A 20,581-nucleotide genomic window follows, 5' to 3' on the forward strand; every position below is an offset into this window, starting at 1 on the left:
CCGTGCATTGCACGGGAGAGGTTCGCGAACTCCCTCTATAAAAAACTATGGAAACAACAATATCTTTAGGTATTGTTTTGTTTTTTTATTGTGACAGTTCAAGAACGTTCTTTCTTCTTATTCGTAGTAGAGAAGGAGAATGAGTGAAATGAAAAAAGAAAAGGCAGTTGTTGTTTTTAGTGGAGGACAAGATAGTACGACATGCTTATTTTGGGCAATAGAGCAGTTTGCAGAAGTAGAAGCTGTAACGTTTAATTACAATCAACGTCATAAACTAGAAATTGATTGTGCAGCGGAAATTGCGAAAGAGCTAGGAATTAAACATACGGTGCTAGATATGAGTCTATTAAATCAACTTGCTCCAAATGCGTTAACGAGAACGGATATGGAGATTACACATGAAGAAGGTGAATTGCCATCGACGTTTGTAGATGGACGAAATTTACTATTCCTATCATTTGCTGCTGTATTAGCAAAACAAGTTGGAGCACGTCATATTGTAACGGGTGTATGTGAAACTGATTTCAGTGGTTATCCAGATTGCCGTGACGTGTTTGTGAAATCGTTAAACGTTACTTTAAATTTATCCATGGATTATCCGTTCGTAATTCATACACCACTTATGTGGATTGATAAAGCGGAAACATGGAAATTATCAGATGAACTTGGAGCATTCGAGTTTGTTCGAGAAAAAACATTAACATGTTATAACGGAATCATTGGTGATGGTTGCGGTGAATGTCCAGCATGTCAGCTTCGTAAAGCAGGATTAGATACGTACCTACAAGAACGCGAAGGAGCAAATAACTAATGGATAATTTCTTTGGATTTCGCATCGTAGAAAATTTGCAAAAAATGGACAAGGATATTCAGCGTAAACAGCTCAAATATCATAATAAAAGAGTAATGGTCAGCAAGGAATTTACATTTGATGCAGCACACCATTTACACTGTTATGAGGGGAAATGTAAAAACTTACATGGTCACACATATAAAGTTGTATTTGGGATTAGTGGATATGTAAATGAAATAGGTCTTGCGATTGACTTTGGAGATATAAAAGAAATTTGGAAGAATGAAATAGAAATTTATTTAGACCATCGTTATTTAAACGAAACGTTACCAGCAATGAATACGACTGCTGAAAACATGGTCGTTTGGATTTATGAAAAGATGGCAGAAGCATTACTAAAAGATAATCGTGCGAACGAATATAAAGGAGCTCGTGTTGAATTTGTTCGTCTTTTCGAGACGCCAACTAGTTATGCGGAAGTAAGACGGGAGTGGATGCTCGATGAGTAAAATCCCTGTCTTAGAAATATTTGGTCCGACCATTCAAGGTGAAGGAATGGTTGTGGGACAAAAGACGATGTTTATCCGTACAGCTGGCTGTGATTATAGTTGCGCATGGTGTGATTCTGCTTTTACGTGGGATGGATCGGCTAAGGAACAAATTAGACAGATGACAGCAGAGGACGTTTGGAACGAGCTTGTAGAAATTGGTGGCGAAAATTTTTCTCATGTTACGATTTCAGGTGGAAATCCAGCATTGTTGAAAAATATTGAGTTTCTTCTTTCTATATTAAAAGAGAATGGAATGCGGACGGCAATCGAAACGCAAGGGAGTAAATGGCAAGATTGGTTACTTCAAATTGATGAGATAACGATTTCTCCAAAACCACCAAGTTCGACGATGAATACTGATTTTCAGAAGTTAGATGCTGTTATTCAGAAACTAGCAGGAAAAGATATTAGTTTAAAGGTAGTAGTATTTGACGATTATGACTTTGAGTATGCAGTTAAGATGCACGAACGTTATCCAGATGTTCCATTCTTCTTACAAGTAGGGAATGATGATACAAAAACTGTGGATGATGCGATGTTGATTAAAAAATTATTAGATAAATACGAGTGGCTTATTGAAAAAGCGGTTAACTGTAAAGAAATGAATAATGCAAAAGTATTGCCACAGCTTCATGCGTTAGTATGGGGAAATAAACGCGGAGTATAATGAGAAGGGATGTTTAAAATGGCAGGAAGATTAGATGAAGATTTAAAAGATGTAACTTTATTAGGAAATCAAAATACAAAATATTTATTTGAATATAGCCCAGAAATTTTAGAGGTATTTGATAACAATCATCCAAACCGTGATTATTTTGTGAAATTTAATTGCCCTGAATTTACAAGCTTATGTCCGAAAACAGGTCAACCAGATTTTGCAACAATTTATATTAGCTACATTCCAGAACAAAGAATGGTAGAGAGTAAATCTTTAAAGCTATATTTATTTAGTTTCCGCAATCATGGTGACTTCCACGAAGATTGCATGAACGTTATTATGAATGATTTAATTAAATTAATGGATCCGCGTTACATTGAGGTATGGGGGAAATTCACACCACGTGGAGGGATTTCAATTGATCCTTACTGCAACTACGGTCGCCCAGGCACGAAGTATGAACAAATGGCAGACTACCGTATGATGAACCATGATCTATATCCAGAAACAATTGATAATCGTTAATATAATAGAAAGAAAGGATCTGTATAACATACAGATCCTTTCTTTCTATTATATTATGCATTTTGATTAATGACAGTATAGTTTTTATGACTTACAACTGTAAGAGGTTCCATATCTAGTTCTCTAAAATTTTCCATAATTGTTATATCTACAATAACGGAGTTTTGATTTACTTTTTGAACACGGCCTTGCATTCCACCTTTAAATTCAATGATATCTCCAGTTTCTGCGATCTGCATAAGCAACTCTCCTTGTTACAGTTTTCCAAAAAAAGAATAATTTTGGTTTTTTTTTATTTCCTCTTATTTTGAACCATATTGTCTAGTTTGTAAATGTTTCCAAAGTAAAAATTCGAAAAATATTCACATTTTGTAAGAAAATATGCAAGAACTCCAAGTTATTAGAAAAAAAGAACGGTTTAAATGCGTGCATCTTTATATAGGGGTATAATGAAAAAATACAATAACCTACTAAAGTGGGAGAAATTAGAGGCGGTAAAATGATGTTTGAATTTGTGGGGAGTGTTATAGCATTAACTTTATTTGTATTTTCTTATATAAATTTAAAAAAGATTCGTCATCATGAAACGACTACATATTTTGATGGGATGGATGGTATACATGCTGGGGTCACACATGAGAGTGGTGGGGATATGTAAAGGTGTATAACTTTCTTTTTTTGCGTGGTATGATATTTAAAAATAGTACATAATAGAGTTCGTAAGTGATGAATGGAGAGTGGAAAGAATGAAGATTTCTTTTATTCGTCATGGCTGCTTAGATCGTACTATAGAACCAATGACGGTTACATCCTTTCATGAATGGATGAAAGGATATGACTTACATACTATAACAGAAAAAGCACCTATACCAATGGAAACAATGGAAGCGGTTGAAGCAGCAAAGTTGATTGTAACGAGTGATCAAAGGTGTGCTATACAGTCAGCAGCTGAATTAATGAATTCTTTATCTTTTATGCAAAATTCTCTTTTTAGGGAAGCTGAAATTCCGACGAATTTTTATGCTCCAACATGGTTGAAATGTAAACCTAACGTATGGATGTTTATCGGGCGAACATTATGGATACTTGGTTACTATAAAGGTGTTGAGTCTTATAAGGAAGTAAGAGAGAGGGCAAGGCAAGCGGCTTACTTATTACACCGTTATGCTCTCGTACATGGAAGTATTGCTCTTGTAGGTCATAATTACATTAATGCAATGGTTGGTGCGGAGCTGAGAGCGATGGGATGGTCTGGTTCTCCTATTTTACATAGGAAGCCATGGGGATGTACAACCTATACATTCCACGAAGTGATGGATGGAAATATATTAAATACAAAATTAACATAAAAGCACACGATTTATATATAAATCGTGTGCTTTCTTTTTAAGACATAGAAATTTTGATGTTTAATGTTTTTACGAGGTGTGCATAAGGTTCGCCTACAAGCATAACGATTTGATCTTTTTTATAACCTAGTTTTTCATATAGTGAATAGGCACGTTTGTTTTCTAAATTAACAAGTAATGCGATTTTTTCATGCTCCTTTTCAGTTGCATGGATTTCAGCAGCTTCAATTAATTGAGAACCGATTCCTTTTCCGCCATATGCACTTGAAACTGATAATGTATCAATGTAATATTCATCAAGTTCAGCTTCTTTTTCTAATGTAATTGATTCATCTTTATGTAATTCTCTTAAGTAATGTACAATTGGTGCATCAAGACTTGTTGCTTCACTACCGTGATAAGCGACAATAACCCCAACTGCAACCCCGTCTTGTACATATACAAAACAGTTTTCATAGCTCAGTCGATTTCTCTCTTTTGAGAACCATGTTTCAAGTCCTAGTAATACTTCTGTCTCAACTGTGCTGCCTGTGATTTTTTCAGCAATTTCGTGCAGAGCGTTATATAATAAAGGTGCAATTGCCTTCGCATCTGTCTTTTTTGCTTTCCGAATCATAGTATCCCTCCTAATTCTATTTATATATTGTAGCATAGTGGTATGGAACTTTGCATAATTGAATACTGAAATGATTGATATAGAGAAGTAGCTATGTTAGTATATGATATTTAGTGGACATATACTAAAGAGATCTTTTTTGAAAAATAATGAAAATGAAATGAAGGTATAGCACCTGGATAATTTTACAGTTGTTGACCTATAGAATATACGATAAAATAAAATATTGCATAGAGGTGAAATACATGGATAAAGAATTAGCAAATGCAATTTTGGATCAGCTGAAAAATGGTGAAATAAAGGAGTATGTTGTTACGAAAGATGTATTTTATACGTTCAGAGAAGTTGTAGTAAGTCGAGAAGATTTTAAACATATTATTGGGAACGCACAGCGCGGCGGACAAGTAATTTATACATATTCAGAAACGCCACGTTCGTAACTAGAAGAATATAGGGAGGGGAATTATGGGCGATTTTAAACAAGGCATATTACCGCATTGGGATTATATGTGGAAAGATAGAGCTGGCAATAGGTTTATGGGGATGGTCATGTATCCAGAGAAACGAAAGTGTTCGGCAAAAATGCTTCAGAAAATAAAAAGAGCATATGAAGAGGCTATAGAAATTAAAGTAACCGTACAAGTTCAACATACATATCAGTACGTAGAAGGAATGATTGTGTACTTTGATGAAGAAGCTCCTGTATGTACAATGATTGATAAAGATGAAAATCCACATCATATATTTGTAAAAGATATTTTGCGCATTGAGCACTCAGAATAATCTTTTCATAAATAAGTTGAATTTCCATAATAATAATCTTTTTCTATAATAGTTATCTTTTAGTATGTAACGCGAACCGAAAGTATATGTATAATATTTAATAAAGTAAAACTGATAAATGTAATCGTTTTTTAGAACAGATTATCGTTTCATGTCTGTTCTTTTTTGCGTGATGCTGGAGAAATATATTCCTCCAGCATTTGCCGTTTTATGACAAAATATATTGGTAACTTTTTTAAAAATAAGGTTAAATTCGTTGACAACTTTTTTGAAAAGCACTTTATTGACATGAGTTTTAGAATGTTGTTTCATAGTCATTGTATTGAAAAAAATCGACTGTCTTGTCGAAAAGTAAAATTTAAAAAAAGAAAGAATTTATACATATATCTTGTGTCTTATTTTGAAACGTAATACAATATATAGAGAAATCAAGAAACAACATACAGAGAGTATAGATTGGAGAGGGAGGGTCGGAAATGATAGTTGCATATGATTCTATGACAGGAAACGTGAAGCGTTTCATTCACAAATTAAATATGCCGGCCGTTCAAATTGGTGAAGATCTAGTAATAGATGAAGACTTTGTTTTAATTACGTATACAACAGGTTTTGGCAATGTACCAGAACGTGTTTTAGAATTTTTAGAGCGCAATAATGAAAAATTAAAAGGCGTATCTGCAAGCGGCAATCGTAACTGGGGAGACATGTTCGGTGCAAGTGCTGACAAAATTTCTGCTAAATATGAAGTGCCTATTGTATCAAAATTTGAGTTATCAGGAACAAATAATGATGTAGAATATTTTAAGGAAAGGGTGCGGGAGATTGCGACACATTGAACTGAATAATGAAATCACGCAAATGCAGGACGGTTTTTATCAGCTTCATAAAGATAAAGAGGCATTAGAAGTCTTTATGGAAGAAGCTAGAGAAAATACCGTTCATTTTAATAGCGTGGCAGAGCGAATGGAGTATATGAAAGAATATGATTACTATTACAACGTTCTGGACGAGTATAGCTTGGAGGAAGTAGAAGAGGTATATAACATCGCTTATGGTGAAAACTTCGAGTTCCAATCTTATATGGCAGCATCTAAGTTCTACAAAGATTATGCGTTAAAAACAAATGATCAAAAACAATACTTAGAAAGCTATGAAGATCGTGTAGCAATTGTTTCATTATACTTAGGACGCGGTGATGTTGCGAAGGCAAAACACTTCGCAAGCATGATTGTAAAACAAAACTACCAACCAGCGACACCAACCTTTTTAAATGCGGGACGAAGCAGAAGAGGAGAAATGGTGTCTTGTTTCTTGTTAGAGATGGATGATAGCTTAAATTCAATCGGCTTTAACATTAATACTGCAATGCAATTATCAAAAATCGGCGGTGGAGTAGCTTTAAACTTGTCTAAGCTACGTGCACGCGGTGAGCAAATTAAAGGTATCGATAACGCTGCAAGTGGTGTAGTACCTGTTATGAAATTACTTGAAGATTCGTTTTCATATGCAAATCAACTTGGGCAACGAAAAGGTGCCGGCGCAGTATACTTAAACATTTTCCATTGGGATATTATTGAATTCCTTGATACAAAAAAAATAAATGCCGATGAGAAGAGCCGTATTCAGTCTCTATCAATCGGAATTATCGTTCCAAGTAAGTTCTTTGAGCTTGCTGAGAAAAACGAACCTTTCCATGTTTTCGCGCCTTATACGGTGTATAAAGAATACGGAAAGCATTTAGATGATATAGACATTGATGAAATGTACGATGAATTAATGAGCAATCCGAAAGTGAAGAAGAAGCCGCTAGATATTAGTGCACGTGATATGCTTATTAAAATTGCTATGATTCAGCTTGAGTCTGGTTACCCATACTTAATGTTTAAATCAAATGCAAATAACCAACATCCACTGAAGGATATTGGAACTGTGAAGATGTCGAACTTGTGTTAAATATGTAGCACCTTCTAGTAGAAATGCTAGTCGAAAACTCCGTTAAACGGGGAAAGCCTCAAATTTGAGGTAACCTACCGTGCTAAATCTTATCTTAGAATGAAAATATAAAAGTTCAGAATGTATCTTATTATTTTGTATAGCAGAGTTATGGGACAACATAAAGTAATAAGATACATTCTGAAGTATGTAAGATAAGTAAAAGCCTAACGACTATCCCTTATGGGAGTAGAGCGCAAGCGATTGGCGTTCGAAAAGCGGAGCACCTAATCAGGTAATGCTGTAGGTGATGATATAGTCTGTCCTGTATGGTGACATACAGCAGTTGCATGAGCAACGGACTGAGGAGTAGCGGACTCGGTTGAACATTCGAGACAGAAATCTTCCAGCTTCAAGAAACTTCTGAAATAAATGATTACGGTACAGATGATATTATCCGTCGTGATATTAACTGTAATTTAGGATCGTTAAATATCGTGAATGTAATGGAAAATAAAGAAATTCGTGAAGCTGTTCATGCGGGAATGGAAGCTTTAACAGCTGTGTCTGATATGACGATCATTCCGAATGCACCAACTGTGAAAAAAGCAAATGATGAGCTTCATTCAGTTGGACTTGGCGCAATGAACTTACACGGATATTTATCAAAAAACAAAATCGCATATGAAAGTGCAGAAGCGAAAGAGTTCGCTCGTACATTCTTTATGATGTTAAATTACTACTCTATTGAAAAAAGTATGGAGATCGCTAAAGAAAAAGGCGAAACATTTAAAGACTTCGATAAGTCTGATTATGCGAATGGCACATACTTTGAAAAGTACGAAACGACAGATTACAGCCCAGTAACTGAAAAAGTTCAGCAACTATTTGAAGGAATTCATATTCCAACAAAAGAAGATTGGACAAGTTTAAAAGAGCAAGTGAAGAAGAATGGATTATATAATTCATACCGTCTTGCTATCGCTCCAACACAATCTATCAGTTACGTTCAAAATGCAACTTCAAGCGTAATGCCGATCGTAAGTCAAATCGAATCAAGAACATATGCGAATGCGACAACATATTATCCAATGCCGTATTTATCAAAAGATACGTTCTGGTACTATAAATCTTCTTACGATATGAATCAGTTTAAATTAATTGATTTAATCGCAGAAATCCAAGAACATATTGACCAAGGAATTAGTACAATTCTTTACGTTAATAGTGATATTTCAACACGTGAATTAGCACGTTACTACATCTATGCACATAAAAAAGGCTTGAAGAGTCTTTATTATACGAGAACACGTAAGTTAAGCGTGGAAGAGTGCGTAGCTTGTACCGTTTAATATAAAAAGTGAGACATCATGAGCAGGGTTTTCTGAACCCTGCTCATGCTTAGTTATCAATTTTTCATGTTTATTTAGAGAAGGGGCGATTGAATGCGTGCGGTAAACTGGAACAAAAAAGAAGATGATTTTAGTTTAATGTTTTGGAAGCAAAACATCGCTCAGTTTTGGACAGAAGAAGAAATCGCAGTATCTTCTGACAAAAATACTTGGGCACAATTATCAAAAGAAGAGCAGGTTGCTTATAAGCGTGTATTAGGTGGTTTAACACTTTTAGATACGAAACAAGGTGGCGAAGGGATGCCACTTGTACTTGTTCATCTTGAAAATTTACAAGCGAAAAGTGTATTAGCTTTCATGGGAGCTATGGAAGAAGTACATGCGAAGAGTTACAGTCATATTTTCACAACGTTAGCTACTGAAGAAGAAATTGATGATATTTTTGACTGGGTAGACAATCATCCATTACTTGAGAAAAAAGCTGGTATTGTTACTAGTTACTATCGTCGTTTATTAAAGCCTGAAGTAACGAAAAAAGAGTTATACATGGCGATGGTAGCAAGTGTATTCTTAGAAAGTTACTTATTCTATAGTGGATTCTTCTACCCACTTTACTTAGCAGGTCAAGGTAAATTGACAGCAAGTGGTGAGATTATTAACCTAATAATTCGTGATGAGTCAATTCACGGCGTATTCGTCGGTATTTTAGCACAACAACTCTTCGCAGAACTTTCTGCAGAAGATCAACAAGAAGTGCAAAAAGAAACACAAGAGTTATTAATGGAACTATATGAAATTGAAATGGCATACACAGAAGAAATTTACACTTCTATCGGTCTTGTAGAGGATGTAAATCGTTTCGTTCGTTACAATGCGAATAAAGGACTTATGAACTTAGGACTTGAGCCGAAGTTTGAAGAAGAAGAAATTAACCCAATCGTTTTAAATGGTTTACGTACAGATACGAAAAACCATGATTTCTTCTCTGTAAAAGGGAATGGTTACGTAAAAGCAACGAACGTTGAAAAGTTAGCTGATGATGACTTCGTGTTTGATTTTTAATATATACTCATAAAGAAAAGCTGTCTTATTCATTGATAAGACAGCTTTTCTTTATGGATTTGTTTACATAACACTATTATTTTTGTATAACGAGTTCTGTTTAAAAAGTTCTATCCAGCAAATGGATAGAACTTTTTTGTAATTAAATGGGTATTTACAAACTATTTGTATCGGTGTATTATTTAACTAGTACACCAATACAAAAGGAGGGAAGAAATGAAAATAGAGTTTTCTCCAAATACACCAATTTACATTCAGGTAATGGAATACATAAAAAAAGAAATCGTAACAGGACATTTATTGCCGGGTGATAAAATTCCCTCTGTACGTGAATTAGCGAGTGAATTACAAGTAAATCCAAATACGATTCAGCGTACATTTCAAGAGCTAGAACGGGATGGGGTTGTTGTCACACGTAGAGGAATGGGACGATATGTAACGAATGAAGGGGAGAAAATTATGGAGCTGCGAAAAGAGATGGCGAAAGAATTACTTCATTCTTTTATAGATGGAATGGACAATTTAGGTTTTTCAGAAGAAGAAATTCTTACAATCCTTCGCTCTTCATTACACGAGAAGAGGGAGGAGAGCGAATGACAGAGTTATTAAAAATAGAAAACTTATGGAAGAGATACGGATTGAAAGCAGTGATCCGTGAATTAAACATAGAGATTACGGAAGGGAAAATTATAGGACTCGTTGGAGATAACGGGAGCGGGAAAACGACGTTATTGAAAATGATTGCCGGTCTGCAGCATCCTTCCGAAGGCAGTATTACAATCGCTGGTAAAAAGGTAGGATTAGAAACGAAAGAAATTGTTTCTTTTATGTCGGATAAACCAGTATTTGATGATTGGATGACGGTAAAAGATTCTTTATTCTTCTATCGAGATTTTTATAAAGACTTCGACATTCAAAAAGCGGTAGATACAATTGCGGAATTTAAAATACCGTTAGAAGAAAAAATTACAGCTTTATCAAAAGGTATGGTTGAAAAGCTACAAATTATTTTAACATTTTCGAGGAAAGCGAGGTTATACGTACTAGATGAACCATTGGGCGGGATTGATCTCGTTTCTAGGGAGCATGTACTGGAACTTATTTTACAGTTTTATCGCGAAGACTGTACTATTTTAATTGCAACACATTTAATTGGAGAAGTGGAAAATATTTTTGACGAAGTAATCTTTTTAAAAGATGGTGAGAGTGTATTGCATGAAAATGTAGAGGAATTACGTTTCCAAAGAGGAAAAGCTGTTACGAATTTGTTTAAGGAGGTGTTTAGTAGATGAAGGCCAGTTTAATATATATGTACAATGCGAATAAAAAACAAATTTTCATTTCGTTATTGTCATTCATATTTATTGCAGCTGTCGCTTTTGTAAGTATGGGGAATTATATTAAACAAGAATCAGGAGAAGTAAGGCAAATGATTATAGTTGCCTTAGTATTCTTAGTTTATATAATTTTTGCGGTATTAGTATTTCTGCAGGCGATGTCTGCGTTTGGGAAAATGACCGAAAGTACATTATTTCGATTAACACCGATATCTGGTAAAAAAATTGTTTTAGCAATATTGTTATATGCGGCAATTAGCTTAATGTGTTTTGAAGTAATAGGTACTATGTTTTTCTATAGCATTTCGATGAAAGTAATAAAAGGTACAGAACTCTATGGATTGTTATTTACCGAAAGTACACTTACGTTAGATATAGTAAAACAATTATTTAGCAGTGTGTTATATGTATTTAATTTATCAAGTGTATTGTTAGTTTTACTTTTTACAGTAGCTGGCGTTAAAGTATTTTCTTTGAAAAAGAAAAAAATGGAGTATGTAATTATTTTCTTCTTATTTTTACTAGTAACGAAAGTAATCAATATGATATATGAAATGCTAGGTGGACTTGCACCTACACCTGCTTTTATAACAAAGTTAGTGTATATAGATGAATCATCAGAAGCAAATGTGTTTCTTTATCCAGAAAAGCTTATGAATTTATATAGTATTGCTTTTTCAATCGGTATATTTGTTTTATTTGTTTATATAACAGGTCGCATAATCGATAAGAAACTAGAAGCCTAAAGGAGGAATCAACATTGGGAAATGTAGTAGTAAAGTTAGAGAATGTTCGAAAAAAGATTGGTGGAACGGAAATTATCCGCGGTTTATCATTTGAAGTTCGTGAAGGGGAAGTGTACGGGTTTCTTGGACCGAACGGTAGTGGTAAAACGACGACAATTCGTATGATGACAGGTCTTATATCAATGACAGAGGGCGATATTACAATTTGCGGTCATAGTATTCGCACGGAGCGTGAAAAGGCGCTAGAGCAAATTGGGGCAATTGTAGAAAATCCTGAACTATATGATTATATGACTGGAATGCAAAACTTAAAGCATTTTGCGAACATGGCAATTACACCAATTAGTAAAGAGCGCATTGCTGAAATTGTAAAGCTTGTCGAATTAGAGCACGCAATTCATAAAAAGGTGAAAACATATTCACTTGGTATGAAACAACGTTTAGGAATTGCACAGGCATTACTTCATCAGCCGAAAATCTTAATTTTAGATGAGCCAACAAATGGATTAGATCCAGCAGGTATTCGCCAAATTCGAGATTATTTACAACGTTTAGCGAAAGAAGAGAATATTGCTGTAATCGTATCAAGTCACTTATTAAGTGAAATTGAACTCATGTGTGATCGCGTCGTTATTATTAAGCAAGGTGAGTTTGTGCAGGAGTACAACTTACACGAACAAGCGAAACACGATGAGACAGTAGTTGTAGCGTTTGAAGTAGATCAAGTACAGAAAGCAAATGAAATCATTAAAGGTAAGACGCAAGGAAATGTAATTGCAGTATCTGTAATGAAAGAGGAAATCCCACAACTTGTAAAACGACTTGTAAATGACGATGTGCTTGTATACGGAGTTACTGTTCAAAATAAAACGTTAGAGGATGAGTTCTTAGCGATTACAGGGGGAGTGAAAGCGTAATGTTTAAATTAATTCAAAATGAATTTTTAAAGTTACATGCGAAAAAAGGTATGTATATTTTAATTGGTGTCATTGCAGTATTGGAGATTTTGGGAGTTTTAGCGATGCTGAAATGGGGAGACGGAAGTGAATTTAAAGGATCATATTTAGATTTTGCAAGTTCAGAGATTGGTTTAATTACTTTGTTTGCAACAATTTTTGGGATTACGATTGCTTCTCGTATGATTACTGATGAGTTCCAAAAAGGTACAATTAAGCAGTTATTAATCCGTCCAAGAAAGCGAATTACAGTTTTATTCTCTAAATATATTACAGTGTTACTTACTATAGTATTTATCATATTTGCTAGCACGTTAATTGCAATGATTATTGGCGGAATTGTAATGGATGGTAGTAAAACAGAATTAACGGTAGGAATCGTAATGAAATCTACTTTATATCAAGTACTTTCGCCGTTCTTCTTTGCGACGCTTGCATTTTTCTTAGCAAACGTATTTAGAAAGTCTGTATTACCATTAATTATTACGATGTTTCTCTTCTTCTTACAAGGAGCAATTAATATGGTATTAATGATGTTTGCAAAAGGTGTAGCGAAATTTGTAGTGTTTTTCCATTTAAATTTAAGTGTGTACGATAGCAATAAACTAGTAAGTGGCGGAACGGAACCAACATTTACAGAGTTTACATTTACAACTTCCTTATTACTTGTAGCTGTATACTTTGTTGTATTACTTGTAGCATCAAGTGCATTATTCCAAAAACGTGACGTATTATAATAAAAGAAATCCCCGCTTGTAAAAACGGGGATTTTTATTACATAACTTTCTTGTATATTTCAACTGGAAGAAAAGAATGATTACTATATATATTGTTCGAAAGTATTTGAGAAAAATAGGAAGAACTTCAACTATATTCATATTATAATTTAGTTATCACACCATTTACTTTTACTATTTTTGGAGGTGTTCTATGTGCACTATGCATTTTCACGTATAAGACTACGTAGCTTTTTTGGATGGATGATTATAGGATTGTTCCTTACGATGATCCCATTAAGTCTATCAAATGTTTCTGATAATACGGTGGAAGTTATTTCACAAATAACTGTATTTTTTCTATTTCCGTTATTTTGGTTATACGTAAAAACAAATAAAAATAATATTGTATTTAATAGTTTTTTTGATAAACCAGGACGTTTACCGTGGGGATTAATTGTATTAGCAACGATAATGGGAATGATTTTTTCAGTTGGTATATCTCATATTCAATTTTACATATTAGCACATACGTTACCGAATTTCTTAGTTACTATGTTAGAAGAAGGAAATGTTATTAACACGAGTAACGTATATATGACGATATTTACTTTCATTTCAGCATGTGTATTAGCACCTATTATGGAAGAGGTTATTTTTAGAGGCTTCTTTTTACAGCGCATGGCTTATAAATGGGGCATTAAAAAAGCTGTAATCATATCTTCACTTATTTTTGGTTTAGGACATTTTGATGTTATTGGTGCATTTATGTTTGGTATTGTAATGTGCCTTTTATACATAAAGACGAAAAATATATGGACGAATATCGCTGTACATGCTCTAAATAATTTAATTGCAACAAGTATGCAATTTGTCGGTGGAGAAGAGAGTAGCGCAATCTCAATTCCTGAATTACAAGCGCAAAGTAATTTATGGATCGGTATTGGTCTGACAGTTGTTGGATTACTTTGGTTAATTCCTTACGTTTGGAAACAATGGCGTACAGTAAAAGAAGTGGGTGTGCCACCAGTGCGCTTTATAAATGAGGAAAAAGTGGTGAGTGCATCACAAGAAAATGAAGTATATAGTCAAGTGATCGTAACAGATAGACTGATGGCTGTAGAGCTACCAGATGAGGCTGTAAATAAGCTTCGATTAGAAGAAAATGATTATGTAACAGTATCTGTAGAAGAAGATAAAATCGTTATAAAGAAAGCGCGTGATAGATAATTAAAAAGTAGCTCTTAGGAGCTACTTTTTAATTTGTAATAATTTCTACACGAAAATTATTACCGTTCTTTACATATTTAATATCTGTAACAGTGCGGACTGTTTTTAAAATCTCCACTTTTTCACCAATTCGAGGGATAGTCGGAACATTATCCCAAATGCCAAGTAAATCATCTAATTGTGCCGTTTTTTCATAAAACCAGATTTTCAATGTAAAGCCCCTTTCTCGAACTTTATGTATTTTAATACATAATATATTATTTTTATTCTTATTGTAAGGGGTTTTTTTGTATTTTATGAATAAAAATAAATTAAGCTTCTGGGAAGATATGTTCAATATCAGGAGTAAGAGATACTTCTGATAATACGATATGAGAAACTGTCGTTGCATATGAAGAAACATCATTGATAAAATCTTCAAGTTCAACGAGTGAAGGAACAGAAATTTTTACAATGTAGCATAAGCTTCCTGTTACTCGGTAACAAAAACTTGCAGATGGATAAGACTGAATAAACTGTTGCATACGTGTTGTATCACCATTTTTTAAAGTGATTTCTAAAATACAATCTAAAACAAGTCCTGCTTTTTTATAATCAATATCGATTGTATACTTTTGAATCACGCCTTCACTTTCAAGTTTGCGAACACGTTCTGCAGTAGACGGAGCAGATAAATTTACTCGTTTCGCCAATTCACGCATGGAAAGGCGACTATCATTATATAATTCATTTAAAATCTTTCGATCGACACGGTCTAGTTGCATTTGTAAATATACCTCCAGTAAAATAATAATTTTTGTAAAGGAAAAATATAAATTAAGATTCATATGAAATGTAAAGTGAACTTTATTTATTTTACAATAAAACGGAAGGAAATAGGAGGGGAAATGTTGGAGAGAATTTCATTATCAAATGTAGGAGTTACAAAGTTTCAAAAGTTATTAGGGCATAATCCAGATCTATTACATTCATGGAGTATGGTAGAGAATACACTGTATAATAAAGGAACTCTGTCGGCAGAGCTAAAGGAGCAAGTAAGAAGAACATTAGCGTATGGGAATGAATGTCCGTACTGTATGGCAAAGGGAAGACCTGATGATATGCAAAAGGTAGAAGAAATGAGTGTAGCAGTTACTTTTGCACATACATTTGTTCATGATAAAAAGGCAATAGATGATAATATGTTTCATGCATTGAAACAATATTGGACGGAAAAAGAAATTGTAGAGCTTTGCGCTTATATTTGTTTTATTACTGCGTCACAACAACTTGGTTTTCTGTTTCAATTACAGCCGAATGAAGGAGAAAATGATGACTAATCAAATAGCACTTATTATAATTGATGTACAAAAGGCGTTTCAGTTACCATACTGGGGCGAGAGAAATAATCTTTTTGCTGAAGAAAACATGAGAATGTTATTAGCAGAATGGAGAAAAAGGAAACGACCAGTTTTTCATATTCAACATGTAAATAAAGAAAATGCTCAATCGATGTTTTATGAAGGAGCGGAAACGGTGAACTTTAAAGAAGAGCTGAAGCCATTACCAGGTGAAGTGATTATTCAGAAATCTGTTAACAGCGCGTTCATTGGGACAAATTTAGAAGAGCAATTAAGAGAGAACAAATGTAATGCAGTAGTGGTTGTAGGATTAACGACAAATCATTGTGTGGAGACTACGACACGAATGGCAGGAAATTTAGGCTTTACAACGTATTTAGTGAGTGATGCAACGGCTACTTTTAACCGTAAAGGTCTAGATGGTAAAGAGTATAATGCAGAGGATATTCACAATATGACACTTGTAAATTTACATGAAGAGTTTGCTACGATTGTAACGACAAAAGAAGTGTTAAAATTATTTTAAGAAAATAATTGCGAATTATGTAGAAAAAAATAAGAATATTTCGTATAATCTAAGTACAATCATTTTGAAATAGGGGTGGCATCATATGGAGCAAATTCCGGTAAAGAGAATAGAAGAAGTACTTGTTGTAGCAGGGGACGATAAACAGAAGCAAAAGGAATTTTATGAATTGCTCTTATCTACTGAGTTTTATGTTGCTGGTTCACTAGAAGCAGAGGACGGGGCAACAGAAGGAATACTTCGGTTGCGTCATTTCCAAGGAGAGGGTAGATGGATCGTTCCGTTCTTTACACAAATGGAATTTGTAAAAGACGTGTTGCCAGAAGGAACGCCCCTTATTACGATACGTGGAAAAGAATTATTTGGTAGCATTGAGAAAGATGCTACAGCAGTATTAAATGTTGGCACTGATATAAGTAAAACATTTATTCCAGAAGAAGTTGCAGATATCGCATCTGGACGAATTTTTAATTATTATAAATAAAAGGAAAAGCGGAATCGCTTTTCCTTTTTAATTTGAATACGGATTGGCTACGCCAGAAGAAATAGAGATTGTTTTATTATTTGTATTTATTGTCGCTGTAGCTCCAAGAGGAATCCCGATGTTTGGGCTTATATGTCCAATCGGTAAACCGAATAGGACAGGTATATGATATGGTGCGAAAAATTCATATAGTATTGTTTGCAATGATTGAGATGGTTTAGAAGGAGTGCAGTCGTGACAACTTGTAAAAATAACACCGCTACATTCATTAAACTTTCCAGATATAAGTAGCTGATTTAACATACGGTCAATGCGATACGGTTCTTCCCCAATGTCTTCAAGCAACAAAAGTTTATTAGCCGTATTTATCTCATAGGGTGAGCCAATTATACTCGTTAATACAGTTAAATTTCCTCCCACCAATGTGCCTGTAACTGTACATGGAGAGGTAGGTACGATACATTCTGAAGCTGATAAGATGGTTGAATACGGATGGAATAGTTGATTGAAAGAAGATAAAGAAAGAGAATCTACACCTTTACCTAATTCTTCAACCATTGGACCATGAAAAGTAACAAGCTTTGCATAACGTGAAAAGGCCGTATGTAAAGCTGTAATATCGCTATATCCCCAAAAGATTTTTGGATTCTGCTGAATGATTTCATATTGAATGTGAGGGAGGAGACGAGCACTTCCGTAACCACCTCGTGCACAGAAAATGGCCTTTACTTCATTATTTGTAAATGCTTCATGTATATCATCGAGCCGAACTTGATCACTTCCAGCTAAATATCCATATTTCTCATAAACACTCTTCCCGATTACTACAGATAAACCCATTTCTTGTAATAGGGTTACCCCTTTTAATACATTTTCAATTGTTGGTGGGCCGGACGGTGCAATAATCATAACTGTATCACCTTGTTGTAACGCATTTGGATATATCATTGTTGTCAGCCTCCTTCACTTTCAATATATTCGCTTCATAGGAAGTTCAACCCTTGTAAAAGAAGGGGAAAGTTTGTCAAATAAAGAAGATATAAGGGGAATAGGAGGAGAAATGATGTTTACAAGTCGAGTTATAGATACATTACAAATTAAGTATCCCATCATTCAAGCAGGTATGGCAGGTGCAATTACGACGCCTGAGCTTGTTGCAGCTGTAAGTAATAGCGGAGGATTAGGAACGCTTGGAGCAGGCTATATGAGCCCTGAACAAATTCGTGATGCAATTTATAAAATAAGGGAACGAACGGATAAGCCTTTCGGTGTGAATTTACTGTTAACGAAAGAGATACAAATAGAAGAAGAGAAGATAAACTTGGCCAAGGGATTACTTAGCGGAGTGAATAGAGAATTCGGTATAGAGGAAGAAGAGCAGTTAAAGCTTCCAAAAAGTTATAAAGAACAATTACAAGTGTTAGTAGAAGAAAAAGTGCCAGTCGTTAGCTTTGCATTTCAAACGTTAGAAAAAGAAGAAATAGATGAATTGAAAAGAAGAGAAATCAAAGTCATCGGAACAGCTACTCATGTGGCAGAGGCGAAAGTGCTTGCTGAATTAGGAGTAGACATTATTGTCGGTCAAGGTAGCGAGGCAGGAGGGCATAGAGGAACGTTTATTGGGAAAGAACAGGAAGCTATGATTGGGACGTTTGCATTAATTCCACAGTTAGTAGCAGCAGTCCCGCATATCCCAATTGTTGGAGCAGGTGGTGTAATGAACGGACAAGGGCTTGTTGCGGCATTTACACTGGGAGCAGAAGCTGTTCAAATGGGATCGGCTTTTTTAACGAGTAAAGAAAGTATTACGCATGATGTATATAAACAAGCGGTTTTACGTAGTACAGATACGAGTACAACTGTGACTCGTGCGTTTTCCGGGAAATATGCGCGGGGTATTCGTAATGAATTTATAGAGAGACATGAAGGGAAAGAAGAAGGGCTTCCGATGTATCCAGTGCAAAATGTATTAACCTCTAAAATACGCCAAGAAGCAGCAAAACAAAATAAAGGAGAATACATGTCGCTTTGGGCAGGGCAAGCGTCATCGTTAGCACGAATAGAATCAGCTCAGCATGTAGTGGAGCGAGTTATGAAAGAAGCAGAGAACGTAATCGAACAATTACAAAATATATATAGAAAAAGACCACTTGAATAATTCAAGCGGTCTTTTCGTTAGTTTGCTTTATAAAATTGTTGGATGGCCTCATCGATATAAACCCAGCCTTTCCAACCTAAGTGCATATGATCTTTTAAGAAGTATTTATCATATTCATGATTTGAGAAGTCGGCAATTGGATAGCCAGCTTTCTCAATTTGCTCATGAACTTTCTTATAGTACAATTCGCGACGTTCTTTCGGGAAGCCAGCGTAATCGTACCAAGGACCTTTTACAGGGACAGAAATGAAGAGTGGTTTTGCACCAGATTGTTTTAATAAATCAAGTACAATTTGTAAATCTTCATATTCTGGCGATTGATCATAAGCATCATTTTTTAAGTAGCCTTCACGTTGCTTTAATTTCTTCTTGATTTTGCTGTTGAAGTAATCATCTTCGATACCATATTCGTTAGAACCTGATTCTACTGCACCAGTTTGATCTGCATGTTTACGAGCTTCTTCCCAATTCATTTGTTTTAATGAAGGGTCAAGTTTTTCTTTATGCGGTTTAATATCAAACATTGCTGTAAATAAATCTTTACGATCTAAAATGTTACGATAAATATAAGCGAAAGGTTTAGCAGCAAGTGCTTTTACTTTATGCTTTGTATCATCATAAACGATACCTTCAAGCGAAATTTTTAGTAAAGTTTCTTTCTTGACGATCTCAAAGTTTAATAAACGTTTTGCAATTTGCTTTTTCATTTCAGGCTTTAAGTCATCATTGAAAAGCAAGTGATAGCCTTGTTGTTTTGAAAAGTTAGGTGCAAAGTGTGTTTCATCAATACCTTGTGGTACAAACCATTGAGGAGAAAGAACGAATACCATTTTCTTACCCTTCAATTGATCCATTGTAGATGCAAAGTTTAACACATGTACAAGGTCTTGTGTTCCTCCGCGTCCAAGTAGGAATGGTGTGAACCCTTCAGGCTTTACTTTGAAATAATTTGATGGATGGAAAGCATCCATACGTGCGAATTCCGATGAACCGTACATCGGAAGGTATTTCGGGTCTGCTAACATTTTTTGCTGTAATATCATACTTTGAATCTTTTCTTCTTTTAAAGAAGTGGCAGCTTGTTCTACTTTTTCATCACTTAAAAGTGGAAGTAGAAAGCGCGTTGGAATAAGTAAGAATACAGCAAAAAGGGCCAATGCTAAAAGCATCGGACCAAATTTTGCTTTGTTCATCGGATTTCTTCCAACTTCTTGATAACCATGTTTGGTGTAGCCCACTCGTCACGGTCAAAATCAGAAATAGAAACTTCAATATCTAAACGCTCTTGGAATTCAACTAATAAAGATACTACAGCGAAAGAATCAAGAATACCTTCTTCAAATAATTGAACATCTAAGTTTTCTTTCACAATATCGTTTTCACATACTTCTTCTAAAATATCTAATACTTGCTCTTTAAATTCTGCCATTTTTAAAATCTCCTTTATATCCGAAATATATTATATGT

Annotated in this window: 28 protein-coding genes, 1 pseudogene and 1 riboswitch; of the genes and pseudogenes, 22 read left to right on the top strand and 7 right to left on the bottom strand. The window is 34.7% G+C overall.

The window, feature by feature from the left end:
- Nucleotides 1–11: 11 nt before the first annotated feature.
- A riboswitch (PreQ1 riboswitch) is annotated at nucleotides 12–55 on the top strand.
- A gap of 93 nt (nucleotides 56–148) precedes the next feature.
- Genes queC through queF form a run of 4 tightly spaced genes read left to right on the top strand, consistent with a single transcriptional unit; the run spans nucleotide 149 to nucleotide 2,527 of the window.
- Nucleotides 149–811 carry a 7-cyano-7-deazaguanine synthase QueC gene (gene queC / locus ACU8YW_RS06810; protein WP_000711595.1) on the top strand — a complete coding sequence of 221 codons (663 nt, stop codon included), beginning with the start codon at nucleotides 149–151 and terminating at the stop codon, nucleotides 809–811.
- Nucleotides 811–1,302 (top strand): 6-carboxytetrahydropterin synthase QueD, encoded by a 492-nt coding sequence (gene queD, locus ACU8YW_RS06815; protein ID WP_000368411.1) that lies wholly within the window; start codon nucleotides 811–813, stop codon nucleotides 1,300–1,302. The genes queC and queD overlap by 1 nt, the downstream gene beginning before the upstream one ends.
- Nucleotides 1,295–2,011, top strand: coding sequence for a 7-carboxy-7-deazaguanine synthase QueE (gene queE / locus ACU8YW_RS06820; protein WP_000036302.1), 717 nt, complete (start codon nucleotides 1,295–1,297; stop codon nucleotides 2,009–2,011). The genes queD and queE overlap by 8 nt, the downstream gene beginning before the upstream one ends.
- Nucleotides 2,012–2,029: 18 nt before the next feature.
- Nucleotides 2,030–2,527, top strand: coding sequence for a preQ(1) synthase (gene queF / locus ACU8YW_RS06825; RefSeq protein WP_000918895.1), 498 nt, complete (start codon nucleotides 2,030–2,032; stop codon nucleotides 2,525–2,527).
- A gap of 53 nt (nucleotides 2,528–2,580) precedes the next feature.
- Here the strand turns inward: queF and ACU8YW_RS06830 are convergent, their stop codons facing one another.
- Nucleotides 2,581–2,766 carry a YkvS family protein gene (locus tag ACU8YW_RS06830; protein ID WP_001165081.1) on the bottom strand — a complete coding sequence of 62 codons (186 nt, stop codon included), beginning with the start codon at nucleotides 2,764–2,766 and terminating at the stop codon, nucleotides 2,581–2,583.
- Nucleotides 2,767–3,029: 263 nt separating this feature from the next.
- Between ACU8YW_RS06830 and ACU8YW_RS06835 the strand changes: the two genes are divergently transcribed.
- A complete protein-coding gene (locus ACU8YW_RS06835; RefSeq protein ID WP_002096778.1) occupies nucleotides 3,030–3,185 on the top strand; it encodes a hypothetical protein in 156 nt (51 codons plus the stop codon).
- 88 nt (nucleotides 3,186–3,273) lie between these two features.
- Nucleotides 3,274–3,876, top strand: coding sequence for a histidine phosphatase family protein (locus ACU8YW_RS06840; protein WP_426933900.1), 603 nt, complete (start codon nucleotides 3,274–3,276; stop codon nucleotides 3,874–3,876).
- Between the two features lie 37 nt (nucleotides 3,877–3,913).
- Here the strand turns inward: ACU8YW_RS06840 and ACU8YW_RS06845 are convergent, their stop codons facing one another.
- On the bottom strand, nucleotides 3,914–4,492 hold the full coding sequence (locus ACU8YW_RS06845; protein ID WP_088062589.1) for a GNAT family N-acetyltransferase: 579 nt from the start codon (nucleotides 4,490–4,492) through the stop codon (nucleotides 3,914–3,916).
- Between the two features lie 245 nt (nucleotides 4,493–4,737).
- Between ACU8YW_RS06845 and ykzS the strand changes: the two genes are divergently transcribed.
- The 12 genes and pseudogenes from ykzS to ACU8YW_RS06905 all read left to right on the top strand — a co-directional run bounded on the left by ykzS (nucleotide 4,738) and on the right by ACU8YW_RS06905 (nucleotide 14,606).
- Nucleotides 4,738–4,932 (top strand): protein YkzS, encoded by a 195-nt coding sequence (gene ykzS / locus ACU8YW_RS06850; RefSeq protein ID WP_000356682.1) that lies wholly within the window; start codon nucleotides 4,738–4,740, stop codon nucleotides 4,930–4,932.
- Nucleotides 4,933–4,957: 25 nt separating this feature from the next.
- Nucleotides 4,958–5,275 (top strand): hypothetical protein, encoded by a 318-nt coding sequence (locus tag ACU8YW_RS06855; protein ID WP_000502198.1) that lies wholly within the window; start codon nucleotides 4,958–4,960, stop codon nucleotides 5,273–5,275.
- 476 nt (nucleotides 5,276–5,751) lie between these two features.
- Nucleotides 5,752–6,111: a class Ib ribonucleoside-diphosphate reductase assembly flavoprotein NrdI gene (gene nrdI, locus ACU8YW_RS06860; protein WP_000634376.1), complete on the top strand. Its 360-nt coding sequence runs from the start codon at nucleotides 5,752–5,754 to the stop codon at nucleotides 6,109–6,111.
- A pseudogene (locus tag ACU8YW_RS06865) lies at nucleotides 6,098–7,225 on the top strand (ribonucleotide reductase barrel domain-containing protein); the annotation flags it as partial. The gene nrdI and the pseudogene ACU8YW_RS06865, both read left to right, overlap by 14 nt.
- 383 nt (nucleotides 7,226–7,608) lie before the next feature.
- The gene (locus ACU8YW_RS06870) at nucleotides 7,609–8,559 is read left to right on the top strand and encodes a ribonucleotide reductase barrel domain-containing protein (protein ID WP_306295567.1); all 951 of its coding nucleotides are present in this window, start codon (nucleotides 7,609–7,611) and stop codon (nucleotides 8,557–8,559) included.
- Between the two features lie 93 nt (nucleotides 8,560–8,652).
- Entirely contained in the window at nucleotides 8,653–9,621 is a 969-nt protein-coding gene (gene nrdF / locus ACU8YW_RS06875) for a class 1b ribonucleoside-diphosphate reductase subunit beta (RefSeq protein WP_097890383.1), read from the top strand.
- A gap of 216 nt (nucleotides 9,622–9,837) precedes the next feature.
- Nucleotides 9,838–10,218 carry a GntR family transcriptional regulator gene (locus ACU8YW_RS06880; RefSeq protein ID WP_000687513.1) on the top strand — a complete coding sequence of 127 codons (381 nt, stop codon included), beginning with the start codon at nucleotides 9,838–9,840 and terminating at the stop codon, nucleotides 10,216–10,218.
- The gene (locus ACU8YW_RS06885) at nucleotides 10,215–10,913 is read left to right on the top strand and encodes an ABC transporter ATP-binding protein (protein WP_426933899.1); all 699 of its coding nucleotides are present in this window, start codon (nucleotides 10,215–10,217) and stop codon (nucleotides 10,911–10,913) included. The genes ACU8YW_RS06880 and ACU8YW_RS06885 overlap by 4 nt, the downstream gene beginning before the upstream one ends.
- On the top strand, nucleotides 10,910–11,704 hold the full coding sequence (locus ACU8YW_RS06890; RefSeq protein ID WP_097890381.1) for an ABC transporter permease: 795 nt from the start codon (nucleotides 10,910–10,912) through the stop codon (nucleotides 11,702–11,704). Before ACU8YW_RS06885 ends, ACU8YW_RS06890 begins: the two co-directional genes overlap by 4 nt.
- Nucleotides 11,705–11,718: 14 nt before the next feature.
- A complete protein-coding gene (locus ACU8YW_RS06895; protein WP_088608347.1) occupies nucleotides 11,719–12,621 on the top strand; it encodes an ABC transporter ATP-binding protein in 903 nt (300 codons plus the stop codon).
- A complete protein-coding gene (locus ACU8YW_RS06900; RefSeq protein ID WP_088062593.1) occupies nucleotides 12,621–13,397 on the top strand; it encodes an ABC transporter permease in 777 nt (258 codons plus the stop codon). Before ACU8YW_RS06895 ends, ACU8YW_RS06900 begins: the two co-directional genes overlap by 1 nt.
- A 195-nt stretch (nucleotides 13,398–13,592) precedes the next feature.
- Nucleotides 13,593–14,606: a CPBP family intramembrane glutamic endopeptidase gene (locus ACU8YW_RS06905; protein ID WP_098082188.1), complete on the top strand. Its 1,014-nt coding sequence runs from the start codon at nucleotides 13,593–13,595 to the stop codon at nucleotides 14,604–14,606.
- Between the two features lie 28 nt (nucleotides 14,607–14,634).
- Here the strand turns inward: ACU8YW_RS06905 and ACU8YW_RS06910 are convergent, their stop codons facing one another.
- Nucleotides 14,635–14,817, bottom strand: coding sequence for a DUF3913 family protein (locus ACU8YW_RS06910; protein WP_000707107.1), 183 nt, complete (start codon nucleotides 14,815–14,817; stop codon nucleotides 14,635–14,637).
- A 100-nt stretch (nucleotides 14,818–14,917) separates the two neighbouring features.
- Nucleotides 14,918–15,370, bottom strand: a complete 453-nt coding sequence (locus ACU8YW_RS06915; protein ID WP_001175491.1) for an Lrp/AsnC family transcriptional regulator — start codon at nucleotides 15,368–15,370, stop codon at nucleotides 14,918–14,920.
- A 63-nt stretch (nucleotides 15,371–15,433) separates the two neighbouring features.
- Between ACU8YW_RS06915 and ACU8YW_RS06920 the strand changes: the two genes are divergently transcribed.
- The 3 genes from ACU8YW_RS06920 to ACU8YW_RS06930 all read left to right on the top strand — a co-directional run bounded on the left by ACU8YW_RS06920 (nucleotide 15,434) and on the right by ACU8YW_RS06930 (nucleotide 16,956).
- A complete protein-coding gene (locus ACU8YW_RS06920; protein ID WP_097890376.1) occupies nucleotides 15,434–15,925 on the top strand; it encodes a carboxymuconolactone decarboxylase family protein in 492 nt (163 codons plus the stop codon).
- Nucleotides 15,918–16,472, top strand: coding sequence for a cysteine hydrolase family protein (locus tag ACU8YW_RS06925; protein WP_116363177.1), 555 nt, complete (start codon nucleotides 15,918–15,920; stop codon nucleotides 16,470–16,472). Before ACU8YW_RS06920 ends, ACU8YW_RS06925 begins: the two co-directional genes overlap by 8 nt.
- 85 nt (nucleotides 16,473–16,557) lie before the next feature.
- Nucleotides 16,558–16,956 carry an SseB family protein gene (locus tag ACU8YW_RS06930; RefSeq protein WP_000435201.1) on the top strand — a complete coding sequence of 133 codons (399 nt, stop codon included), beginning with the start codon at nucleotides 16,558–16,560 and terminating at the stop codon, nucleotides 16,954–16,956.
- Between the two features lie 27 nt (nucleotides 16,957–16,983).
- Here ACU8YW_RS06930 and ACU8YW_RS06935 read toward each other — a convergent pair whose 3' ends face one another.
- Nucleotides 16,984–17,904, bottom strand: coding sequence for a S66 peptidase family protein (locus tag ACU8YW_RS06935; protein WP_097890374.1), 921 nt, complete (start codon nucleotides 17,902–17,904; stop codon nucleotides 16,984–16,986).
- A 115-nt stretch (nucleotides 17,905–18,019) separates the two neighbouring features.
- Here ACU8YW_RS06935 and ACU8YW_RS06940 point away from each other — a divergent pair, with 115 nt between their 5' ends.
- A complete protein-coding gene (locus ACU8YW_RS06940; RefSeq protein ID WP_097890372.1) occupies nucleotides 18,020–19,114 on the top strand; it encodes an NAD(P)H-dependent flavin oxidoreductase in 1,095 nt (364 codons plus the stop codon).
- 17 nt (nucleotides 19,115–19,131) lie between these two features.
- Here ACU8YW_RS06940 and dltD read toward each other — a convergent pair whose 3' ends face one another.
- Nucleotides 19,132–20,307 carry a D-alanyl-lipoteichoic acid biosynthesis protein DltD gene (gene dltD / locus ACU8YW_RS06945; protein ID WP_097890370.1) on the bottom strand — a complete coding sequence of 392 codons (1,176 nt, stop codon included), beginning with the start codon at nucleotides 20,305–20,307 and terminating at the stop codon, nucleotides 19,132–19,134.
- The gene (dltC, locus tag ACU8YW_RS06950; RefSeq protein ID WP_000807310.1) at nucleotides 20,304–20,543 is read right to left on the bottom strand and encodes a D-alanine--poly(phosphoribitol) ligase subunit DltC; all 240 of its coding nucleotides are present in this window, start codon (nucleotides 20,541–20,543) and stop codon (nucleotides 20,304–20,306) included. The genes dltD and dltC overlap by 4 nt, the downstream gene beginning before the upstream one ends.
- Nucleotides 20,544–20,581 lie beyond the last annotated feature (38 nt).

It is taken from the genome of Bacillus pretiosus (assembly GCF_052947655.1).

Excerpts from the sequence above, each read along its gene's own strand:
- queC (WP_000711595.1), top strand. The coding sequence starts at position 149 with ATGAAAAAAGAAAAGGCAGTTGTTGTTTTTAGTGGAGGACAAGATAGT.
- queD (WP_000368411.1), top strand. The coding sequence starts at position 811 with ATGGATAATTTCTTTGGATTTCGCATCGTAGAAAATTTGCAAAAAATG.
- queE (WP_000036302.1), top strand. The coding sequence starts at position 1,295 with ATGAGTAAAATCCCTGTCTTAGAAATATTTGGTCCGACCATTCAAGGT.
- queF (WP_000918895.1), top strand. The coding sequence starts at position 2,030 with ATGGCAGGAAGATTAGATGAAGATTTAAAAGATGTAACTTTATTAGGA.
- ACU8YW_RS06830 (WP_001165081.1), bottom strand. The coding sequence starts at position 2,766 with ATGCAGATCGCAGAAACTGGAGATATCATTGAATTTAAAGGTGGAATG.
- ACU8YW_RS06835 (WP_002096778.1), top strand. The coding sequence starts at position 3,030 with ATGTTTGAATTTGTGGGGAGTGTTATAGCATTAACTTTATTTGTATTT.
- ACU8YW_RS06840 (WP_426933900.1), top strand. The coding sequence starts at position 3,274 with ATGAAGATTTCTTTTATTCGTCATGGCTGCTTAGATCGTACTATAGAA.
- ACU8YW_RS06845 (WP_088062589.1), bottom strand. The coding sequence starts at position 4,492 with ATGATTCGGAAAGCAAAAAAGACAGATGCGAAGGCAATTGCACCTTTA.
- ykzS (WP_000356682.1), top strand. The coding sequence starts at position 4,738 with ATGGATAAAGAATTAGCAAATGCAATTTTGGATCAGCTGAAAAATGGT.
- ACU8YW_RS06855 (WP_000502198.1), top strand. The coding sequence starts at position 4,958 with ATGGGCGATTTTAAACAAGGCATATTACCGCATTGGGATTATATGTGG.
- nrdI (WP_000634376.1), top strand. The coding sequence starts at position 5,752 with ATGATAGTTGCATATGATTCTATGACAGGAAACGTGAAGCGTTTCATT.
- nrdF (WP_097890383.1), top strand. The coding sequence starts at position 8,653 with ATGCGTGCGGTAAACTGGAACAAAAAAGAAGATGATTTTAGTTTAATG.
- ACU8YW_RS06880 (WP_000687513.1), top strand. The coding sequence starts at position 9,838 with ATGAAAATAGAGTTTTCTCCAAATACACCAATTTACATTCAGGTAATG.
- ACU8YW_RS06885 (WP_426933899.1), top strand. The coding sequence starts at position 10,215 with ATGACAGAGTTATTAAAAATAGAAAACTTATGGAAGAGATACGGATTG.
- ACU8YW_RS06890 (WP_097890381.1), top strand. The coding sequence starts at position 10,910 with ATGAAGGCCAGTTTAATATATATGTACAATGCGAATAAAAAACAAATT.
- ACU8YW_RS06900 (WP_088062593.1), top strand. The coding sequence starts at position 12,621 with ATGTTTAAATTAATTCAAAATGAATTTTTAAAGTTACATGCGAAAAAA.
- ACU8YW_RS06915 (WP_001175491.1), bottom strand. The coding sequence starts at position 15,370 with ATGCAACTAGACCGTGTCGATCGAAAGATTTTAAATGAATTATATAAT.
- ACU8YW_RS06920 (WP_097890376.1), top strand. The coding sequence starts at position 15,434 with ATGAAATGTAAAGTGAACTTTATTTATTTTACAATAAAACGGAAGGAA.
- ACU8YW_RS06925 (WP_116363177.1), top strand. The coding sequence starts at position 15,918 with ATGACTAATCAAATAGCACTTATTATAATTGATGTACAAAAGGCGTTT.
- ACU8YW_RS06930 (WP_000435201.1), top strand. The coding sequence starts at position 16,558 with ATGGAGCAAATTCCGGTAAAGAGAATAGAAGAAGTACTTGTTGTAGCA.
- ACU8YW_RS06935 (WP_097890374.1), bottom strand. The coding sequence starts at position 17,904 with ATGATATATCCAAATGCGTTACAACAAGGTGATACAGTTATGATTATT.
- ACU8YW_RS06940 (WP_097890372.1), top strand. The coding sequence starts at position 18,020 with ATGTTTACAAGTCGAGTTATAGATACATTACAAATTAAGTATCCCATC.
- dltD (WP_097890370.1), bottom strand. The coding sequence starts at position 20,307 with ATGAACAAAGCAAAATTTGGTCCGATGCTTTTAGCATTGGCCCTTTTT.
- dltC (WP_000807310.1), bottom strand. The coding sequence starts at position 20,543 with ATGGCAGAATTTAAAGAGCAAGTATTAGATATTTTAGAAGAAGTATGT.